At 63.3% G+C, this 8,146-nt stretch carries 6 protein-coding genes; 3 read left to right on the top strand and 3 right to left on the bottom strand.

The window, feature by feature from the left end:
• The first annotated feature begins 303 nt into the window (after window positions 1–303).
• Together dnaG and rpoD are read left to right on the top strand one after the other, a co-directional pair.
• Window positions 304–2,154, top strand: a complete 1,851-nt coding sequence (dnaG, locus tag ACFQDI_RS02870; RefSeq protein WP_377163206.1) for a DNA primase — start codon at window positions 304–306, stop codon at window positions 2,152–2,154.
• Window positions 2,155–2,189: 35 nt separating this feature from the next.
• Window positions 2,190–4,043 (top strand): RNA polymerase sigma factor RpoD, encoded by a 1,854-nt coding sequence (gene rpoD / locus ACFQDI_RS02865; protein ID WP_377163204.1) that lies wholly within the window; start codon window positions 2,190–2,192, stop codon window positions 4,041–4,043.
• Window positions 4,044–4,103: 60 nt separating this feature from the next.
• On the opposite strand, the gene ACFQDI_RS02860 is transcribed toward rpoD, so the two are convergent.
• The 3 genes from ACFQDI_RS02860 to ACFQDI_RS02850 all read right to left on the bottom strand — a co-directional run bounded on the left by ACFQDI_RS02860 (window position 4,104) and on the right by ACFQDI_RS02850 (window position 5,913).
• Window positions 4,104–4,748 carry a transposase gene (locus ACFQDI_RS02860; protein WP_377163202.1) on the bottom strand — a complete coding sequence of 215 codons (645 nt, stop codon included), beginning with the start codon at window positions 4,746–4,748 and terminating at the stop codon, window positions 4,104–4,106.
• A gap of 131 nt (window positions 4,749–4,879) precedes the next feature.
• On the bottom strand, window positions 4,880–5,260 hold the full coding sequence (locus ACFQDI_RS02855; RefSeq protein ID WP_377163200.1) for a gamma-glutamylcyclotransferase family protein: 381 nt from the start codon (window positions 5,258–5,260) through the stop codon (window positions 4,880–4,882).
• A complete protein-coding gene (locus ACFQDI_RS02850) occupies window positions 5,230–5,913 on the bottom strand; it encodes a lipoate--protein ligase family protein (protein WP_377163198.1) in 684 nt (227 codons plus the stop codon). The genes ACFQDI_RS02855 and ACFQDI_RS02850 overlap by 31 nt, the downstream gene beginning before the upstream one ends.
• Before the next feature lie 254 nt (window positions 5,914–6,167).
• Here ACFQDI_RS02850 and ACFQDI_RS02845 point away from each other — a divergent pair, with 254 nt between their 5' ends.
• Complete coding sequence (locus ACFQDI_RS02845) at window positions 6,168–7,919, top strand: SMP-30/gluconolactonase/LRE family protein (protein ID WP_377163196.1); 1,752 nt, start codon at window positions 6,168–6,170, stop codon at window positions 7,917–7,919.
• Window positions 7,920–8,146: the final 227 nt, after the last annotated feature.

The following is an 8,146-nucleotide window of genomic DNA, read 5'->3' as shown; positions in this document are numbered from 1 at the left end:
CTTATGGTTGAATGATCTGAGGGCTGCGGGAGACAAAAAGGTTGGGCCTAACGCGCGGGTGTGAGACCGCCGTTATTTTCTGAACTTATTGCTTACTTTGTTCTAACCCACTGATTCAGAGCCATTGGGGAATGGCTTGTTGATGGGTAAATTTTGAAGGAAGACCGCCCCTCGTTTTTTCTTTATTAGAAATAAAGGCATCTCCCCCATAAGGTGCCTGCGCTGGTTGGGCGGATATTTGGCGTCTGCCACTGCATCACCAGTTGCGGGTGCGTCCCCCCTCAACACTGTCCCGCACCTGACATGTCTCGCATCCCGGAAGAAACCATCCAGCAAGTCATTGCCGCCACGGACATCGTGGCCTTGGTGGGGCGTTCCGTGAAGCTGCGCAAGGCGGGCACGAACTACCTCGGCCTGTGCCCTTTCCACAATGAGCGCACGCCTTCCTTCAACGTCAGCCCCTCGCGCAACACCTACCACTGCTTTGGCTGTGGTGCGGGCGGCACCGCGATCCGGTTTGTGATGGAGCACGACGGCCTGTCATTTGTGGAGGCGGTCAAGCGCCTGGCGGATGCCGCGGGCATCCGCATCGAGGAGGAGGTGTGGGACGCGAACGCGGAGGCGGAGGCCAAGCACCGCAGCCTGCTGCTGCGGGCGCACCGGGAGATCGCAGAATGGTTCCACCAGCTGCTGATGAAGCACAAAATCGCCGCGCCGGCGCGCGACTACCTGAAGTCACGCGGCATCACGGCCGCCGTGGCCAAGAACTGGCAGATGGGCTACGCCCCGCCACACGGCGCCTTTTTCCGCGAATGGGCCCAGAAGGCGCGGATCCCCGAGAGCGTCCTCGTGGAGGCCGGCATCTTTGTGCAGAGCGACGAAGACTCGGGCCGCCGGGGGGCCTACCCGCGCTTCCGCGACCGGCTGATGTTCCCCATCCGCAATGATCATGGGGACGTGATCGCCTTCAGCGGGCGTGTGCTGGACCCCGAGGCCAAGACCGCCAAGTACCTGAACTCCCCGGAGACCGCGCTCTTCAGCAAGAGCAAGGTGCTCTTTGGCTTTGACCGCTCCAAGCGCGCCATCTCCAAGGCAGGCGAGGCCATCGTGTGCGAGGGGCAGATCGACATGATCATGGTCTATGAGGCGGGCTTCCAAAACGTGGTGGCAGGGCAAGGCACCGCCTTCACGGAGCTGCACGCCAAGCTGCTCAAGCGCGTCTGCAATGAAGTCGTGCTCTGCTATGACTCCGACAACGCGGGCTACAAGGCGGCCGAGCGCGCCTTTCAGATCCTCTCCCCCATCGGGCTGACGGTGAAGGTGGCCTCGCTGCCGCAGGGGGAGGACCCCGACTCGCTGCTGCGCAAGCAGGGCACGGAGGCGCTGCAGGAGGTGCTGGGGGGGGCTACGGACTTTCTGGAGTACCAGATAAGCCGCCTGCGGGCCAGCGCCAAATCTGACAGCATGGTGGAGCGCGTGCGCATGGCAGACCAGGTCGCGGCGGCCATCAGCATCTTCTCAGGTGTGGCCCAGCGCATCACCGCCGTGAACAAGGTGGCCAAGCTGCTGGAAATCTCCGAGGAGCAGCTCACCGCCATGGTGAACCGGGCTGCCAAGGAGGCCAAAAACGGCCAGGGCGCCCCGCAGGCTGCGGCCTCGGGCGCCAATGTGGTGGATGAGGCCAAAAAGCTGCTCGCCTCCCAGCACAAGACCGCCCTGCTGCTGTGCCAGATGGCCCTGACGGATGCGGAGGTGATGTACTGGCTGCGCGAGGCGGACTTTGAGGAGCTGCTCAATGCGGTGCCCGGCACCGAGCTGCTGGCCCTGCTGGTGCACAGCCGCCACGACCCGCTGGAGGAGGCCTCCCAGCTCGCCTTCTTTGCCGGGCTGGAGCGGCACCAGGAGGCAGCCTTTGCCCAGCTGCAGGTGAGCCCGCGCCCGGCTGGCGGGCTGGAGGAGGCCAAGCACGCGATGGACGCCCTGGAGATCGCGCGGCTGCACAACCTCATCCTGGGCCTGCAGGCCAAACAGCGGCAGCCAGGGCTCTCCGCGGCAGAGATCACAGAGTTGCAGGAGAGGGTGATAGAACTCATCGCAAGGCGCAAAGAATGCCTTGACCGTACGAAACCCGCCCCGAATAGTTTCTCCCCCTGACTGACCCAGGCTCCGGCACCCCCACCGAGGTAAGTATGGCTGTCTCCAAAAAACCACTGAACGGATCCCATTCTCGCAACGCAGCCGGAAAGGCAGGCGAGCCTGCTGCTGCCGAAGACTCGGCGGCACCTCAAAAGCGCGGCCGTGGCAGGCCCCGCATCCACCCGCCCAAAGAGCAGCCCGCCTCCCAGGTGGGGCCGGATGGCCAGCCGCTCAAACGCCGGAGGGGACGCCCGCCCAAGAACGGCCACACAGGGGGCATCACCCACTATGCGAACACCACGCATGACGACATCCACTCCCCGGATGTGCAGGCGCGGCTGCGCGACCTCATCCGCACGGCGCGTGAGCATGACCACCTGACCTGGGACGACATCAACGAGGCCCTGCCCCCAGGATTCGTCACCCCGGATCTGATGGACGCCCTCATCACGCGGCTGCGCGCGATGGAAATCAAAATCACCGACGATGTGGACGGCATCGCCAAATCGGCCGCTCGTGAGCGCATCACGGCGGAGCGTGACGCGGCCTCCGCCAGGCTGGATGTCTTTGATGACCCGGTGCGCATGTACCTGCGCCAGATGGGCCAGGTGCCCCTGCTCACCCGCGAGCAGGAGATCAACATCTCCAAGCGCATCGAAAAGGCGGACCTCAGCCTGCGTCAGTGCCTGCACACCATCGGCTTCATCGGCCAGGCCTACCTGCAGTTTGCCGAAGCGCTGTGCAACGGCGTGGAGCGCTTTGACCGCCTCGTGAGCGACCGCAAGGCGGACGAACGCGACGCTTACTTCAAGAAACTGAAGCCGCTGCTCGACCAGGCGCGTGAGACGCACGAAAAGACCAGCAAGGCCTTCACCGCCCTCGTCCAGGCCGGCCCGCGCAAGAAAGCCGCCGCGCAGGAGGAGTTTGAAACCCTGCGCACCGCCTTTTTCCGCACCTGCGAGAAGTTTTACTTCAAGTCCAAGATCACGGAAGACTTCGTGACCCTGCTGCAGCAGCGCCTGACCGATCTCGGCAACCTGGAGCGCAACCTCAAGGAGCAGCCCGGCAACGAGGAGGCCCAGGAGGCCATCAGCACCTTTGAGCTGGAGTCGTGGATGACAGCGGCGGACTACCGCACGCTCATCACTGACACGCTCAAGCATGTGGCGGGCTCCACCCGTGCGAAGACCGAGATGATCGAGGCCAACCTGCGGCTGGTCATCTCCATCGCCAAAAAGTACACCAATCGCGGCCTGTCCTTCCTCGACCTCATTCAGGAGGGGAACATGGGCCTCATGCGCGCGGTGGAAAAGTTTGAGTACCAGCGCGGCTACAAGTTCAGCACCTACGCCACCTGGTGGATCAGGCAGGCCATCACCCGCAGCATCGCGGATCAGGCGCGCACCATCCGCATCCCGGTGCACATGATCGAAACGATCAACAAGCTCATGCGCGTGCACAAGCAGCTGCTGCAGGAGCTGGGCCGCGACCCGACCCCGGAGGAAATCTCCGAGGAGATCCACCTGCCCGTCGAGCGTGTGAACGCCGTGCTGCGCCTCTCCCAGCAGCCCGTGTCCATGCAGGCCAAGGTGGGCGAAAGCGAAGGCGACACCGAATTTGGCGACTTCATCGAGGACAAGGAGGCGAGCAACCCCATGGAGCTCACCGCCATGCACCTGCTGCGCGACAAGCTGCGCGACGTGCTGGACACCCTGAACCCGCGCGAACGCGAGGTGCTGGAGCAGCGCTTCGGCCTCGGCGACGGCGCCGGCCGCACGCTGGAAGAAGTGGGCAAGCAGTTCCAGGTGACGCGCGAACGCATCCGCCAGATCGAAGCGAAAGCGCTGCGCAAGCTGCGCCATCCGACCCGCATCCGGAAGCTCGGCGGCTTCTTTGGCGCGGGGTGATAGTAGCACGGGCAATCCTGCCCGTGTCGTGCGCCCTCTTTGCGGGCAAGATTGCCCGCGCTACTTCATGACCTGCCAGCGCTGGACATAAGTAAACTCATCCGGTTTCAGCCCCGCTTTGACTGGATTATGGCGAATGTATTCCTGCACACGCTCCAACTGGTCCAAGCTGCGCATGATATGGTCAAAAGATTCGCCCTGCCACAAGGCGCCCGAAGAGCCCGAGGCTTGATTGATGTTGCGTGCGCTCACGCCTTTGATGGGACGGAGCAGCGTTTGAAGCTGCCCGGGACACGTCGGCTTCAAGAGCAGATGCACGTGATTTGGCATGATGACGAAATCACCGAGATCATAGTGGACGGCATCGCCATGTAGCAGACAGCGCTGCATCTCTTCGCGGTGCATGGGCTGGCGCAGCAGGCAGGAGCCATGCCCGGCGTCCATCCATCGCTCCATCCTGAGGGTGAACAATCGCCTGAACTCGGTTTCCTCCTGCTCTCCCCAGGGTTTGGGATGGCTTTGCATCCACGCATCTCTTTCCTGCCCCCACCGCGCTGCCACTGGTGCTGGAACGGCATCCGCGAGCCGGAATGTGATGAAGTAAATGACGCCCGGCTGGGTGATATGCGGCAGATTTCGCTGATAGCCCGGGGCGACAGCATTCCAGTCAAAAGGCACAAAATCTTTCGGGCCGATGGAGAGCATGAGGATCTGAAGTAGCACGGGCAATCCTGCCCGTAAAGGCCGGCCAACGCCCCCAAGCAGCCAGCAGTAGCACGGGCAATCCTGCCCGTGTAGAGCGCCCTCTTTGCGGGCAAGATTGCCCGCGCTACCCCTCACCACCTCTCGCCCACGTCCCGCCGTCCCTCCACACTGCGCAGGTAAACGTACCCCTCCACGCGCTTCGTCGCCCACTCGCCTTCGAGCTGCATCGTCACGCGCTCATACTCACCACCGTCGGTGTCTTCCAACACATCCAGCTTGATGAGTCCTGCCTCGTCCACGCTCCACACCTCGCCATGGATGGAAAGGCCGTTTTCATCCCGCACCATGCCCGGATACCCACCCAGATCATACATGCGGTAAACGGGAGCCGTGCGCGCCTCCGCCACAAACTGCTGCTGCTCGATCCACGCATGATTGCTGCCGCCACGTTTGAGCGTGCCGTACACAAACACCAGCGTCCTCACAGCGCGTCCTCCCGTTCGTTCAACCACGAAGCGAGGCTGTAGCGCTTTTGCGTGAGTTCATTCGCACGCTTGAGCATGGCAGGCGGCATCTCGTGAGTGGTGAGCACGTTGGCGGCCAGTTGCGCGGCCCAGCGCGGCCAGAAGTCTTCGCCCAGGGTCACCTGCTGCACGCTGCCCTGGTGCAGCAGCCCCAGCTTGCCGCGCCGCTGCCCTGCCCCGGAGACTTTCACTTTATCGCGAATCACATCGTGCAAAGCGGGCGCCACAAAGCAGAACGGGTTTTCGATCAGGTCCTCCATCCCCGCGAGGCGGCTGCCATCATCCAGCGCGCGCGCCAGGGAATCATGCACGAGCCGGTAGCTTTCGAGCGGGTTGGTCTGCGACCACGGATGCACGGCGGGAACGATGACGGAATAGGTGTAGTCGTTGTCATGCAGCACCACGCCACCGCCCGTCCAGCGCCGCACGATGGGCCACTGCGGCAGCGAATCGCCCAGCTTGGTCAGACTCTGCGCGTAGCCGATGGTCGCCGTGGGTTCCGTCCAGCGATACACCCGCAGCACCGGCACCGCGCTCAGCTCCAGCCAGGCCTGATCGGCGGCCATGTTCCAGGGGCCGTCATGCGGCGGCGCGTCGAGGTGCAGGATGAGTTCGTTGAAGAGAGGTTGGTGAATATCCACCCTTCATGATGCCGCAAATTTTCACAGGTGCAGCCAGGATGTTTTTGATCTCACCCACGTCCTGGAATGAAACACCGCAGAGGCCGGAACGCCGCAGCGTTTTTTTTCGGAAGAGTCTCTTCATTCTCCGCGCCTCCCCGGTGCACCTGCCTGGAAATCTCTGCGTCTTTCCCATCTCTGCGGTGCAAAATCCGGCCTCCCTCAGACGGTATGTTTCTTTGACATCCGTCCCCCGATTTCCCACACTCCGCCTCATGCGCCCAACCTGCCTCCTCGCTCTCGCACTGTCCCTGCTCCCTGTCCTCTCCCATGCCGCAGACGACTACCAGCCCGGCCCCGACTCCAAGCCGCAGGAAGGCGTGCCAAAGGGCGACGTGCTGAAGTTTGAATTCAAAAACAGCAAGATCTTCCCCGGCACCGTGCGCGACTACTGGGTGTATGTGCCCAAGCAATACACGCCCGACAAACCCGCCTGCGTGCATGTGAACCAGGACGGCATTCAAAACCTCGCGCCTGTGGTGTTTGACAATCTCATCGCCAAAAAGGAGATCCCCATCATCATCGGCGTCTTTGTGATGCATGGCCGCGTCCCGGCGGCAGATCCCGCAACGCAGCTGGACCGCTACAACCGCAGCGTGGAATACGACGGCCTGGGCGAGAACTACGCGCGCTTCATCCTCGAGGAGCTGCTGCCCGAGGTGGAAAAGATCACGCTGCCGGACGGCCGCCCCATCCGCCTCTCGCACGAGGGCAACGACCGCAGCATCGGCGGCAGCAGCAGCGGGGCCATCGCCGCCTTCACCGCCGCGTGGGAGCGGCCCGAGGCCTTCAGCCGCGTGTTCAGCAGCATCGGCACCTACGTGGACCAGCGCGGCGGCAACGACTACCCGGTGATGATCCGCAAGGCCGAGCCCAAGGCCCTGCGCGTCTTTCTGCAGGACGGCAGCAACGATGCCAACGGCACCGGCGGCAACTGGTTCCTGGCCAACCAGGAGATGCTCTCCGCCTTTGAATTCGCAGGCTATGAAGTGAACCACGTGTGGGGAGACGGCGGCCACAATGGCAAGCATGCCACCGCCATTTTCCCCGATGCCATGCGCTGGCTGTGGAAGGACTGGCCCAAGGCCGTGACCAAGGGCACAGGCTCACGCGCTCCGGTGATGGAAGTGCTGGGAACTGGTAGCGAATGGCAGCTCGTGGGAGAGGGCTACGGCTTCACCGAAGGCCCGGCGGCTAATGCGAAGGGCGAGGTCTTCTTCACCGACATCCCAAACAGCCGCATCCACAAGGTAGCGCTGGACGGCACGGTGAGCGTCTTTGCCGGAAACACCGGCAAGGCCAACGGCCTCATGTTCGGCCCGGACGGCCGCCTCTTTGCCTGCGCGAATGGCAACAAGCAGATCGTGGCCTACGATGAAGCCGGCAAGATGAGCGTGATCGCCGAGGGCATCGAATCGAACGACCTGTGCATCGGCCAGAACGGCAATCTCTACGTGACCGATCCGCCGCACAAGCAGGTGTGGCTCATCAAACCGAACGGCGAGAAGAGCGTGGTGGACACGAATGACAAAGGCGGCATCGCCTTCCCGAATGGCATCCGCCTTTCGCCCGACCAGAGCCTGCTGCTGGTGGCGGACATGCGCGGGCAGTTTGTGTGGAGCTACCACATCGAGGCCGATGGCACGCTCTCCGCCAAGCAGCCCTACCACCACCTGCGCATCCCCGATGGAGTCATGGAAAGCGGCGCCGATGGCATGACGCTGGACAGCAAAGGCCGCCTCTACGTGGCCACGCACGCAGGCATCCAGTTCTGCGACCAGGCCGGGCGCGTGAACGGCATCATCGCCAAGCCGCAGCGCAAGTGGCTGGCCAACGTGGTCTTTGGCGGAGCGAACTTCGACGAGCTCTACGCCTGCAACGGCGACAAGGTCTTCAAACGCAAGACGCAGGTGAAGGGCGTACGCTCTACGGACGCCACGATCAAGCCGGAGAAGCCGAGGCTGTAGGCTGGCAGTAGCGCGGGCATCGCCCATTCTACTACGGACGCCTGGGGTAGCGCGGGCAATCCTGCCCGCAGTGAGCGCCTTCTTCACGGGCAGGATTGCCCGTGCTACTTCGCGTGCGAATGGCTGGCCGTAGTGCGGACGCTTGGGCAGGTTGCGTGGGCACTGATCGACAGGCAGGAACCGGAGCGCAGCGGGTCGAAGACCGCCGAAGGCAAATAGCCAGCCGC

Source organism: Prosthecobacter fluviatilis, from assembly GCF_042655725.1.
Taxonomy (GTDB): domain Bacteria; phylum Verrucomicrobiota; class Verrucomicrobiia; order Verrucomicrobiales; family Verrucomicrobiaceae; genus Prosthecobacter; species Prosthecobacter fluviatilis.
The sequence above is the reverse complement of the archived record's forward strand: the minus strand, read 5'-3'. Positions and strand labels throughout refer to the sequence as shown.

Coding starts and splice junctions, on each gene's coding strand:
- dnaG (WP_377163206.1), top strand. CDS start 304: ATGTCTCGCATCCCGGAAGAAACCATCCAGCAAGTCATTGCCGCCACG.
- ACFQDI_RS02860 (WP_377163202.1), bottom strand. CDS start 4,748: ATGCTCTCCATCGGCCCGAAAGATTTTGTGCCTTTTGACTGGAATGCT.
- ACFQDI_RS02845 (WP_377163196.1), top strand. CDS start 6,168: ATGCGCCCAACCTGCCTCCTCGCTCTCGCACTGTCCCTGCTCCCTGTC.
- rpoD (WP_377163204.1), top strand. CDS start 2,190: ATGGCTGTCTCCAAAAAACCACTGAACGGATCCCATTCTCGCAACGCA.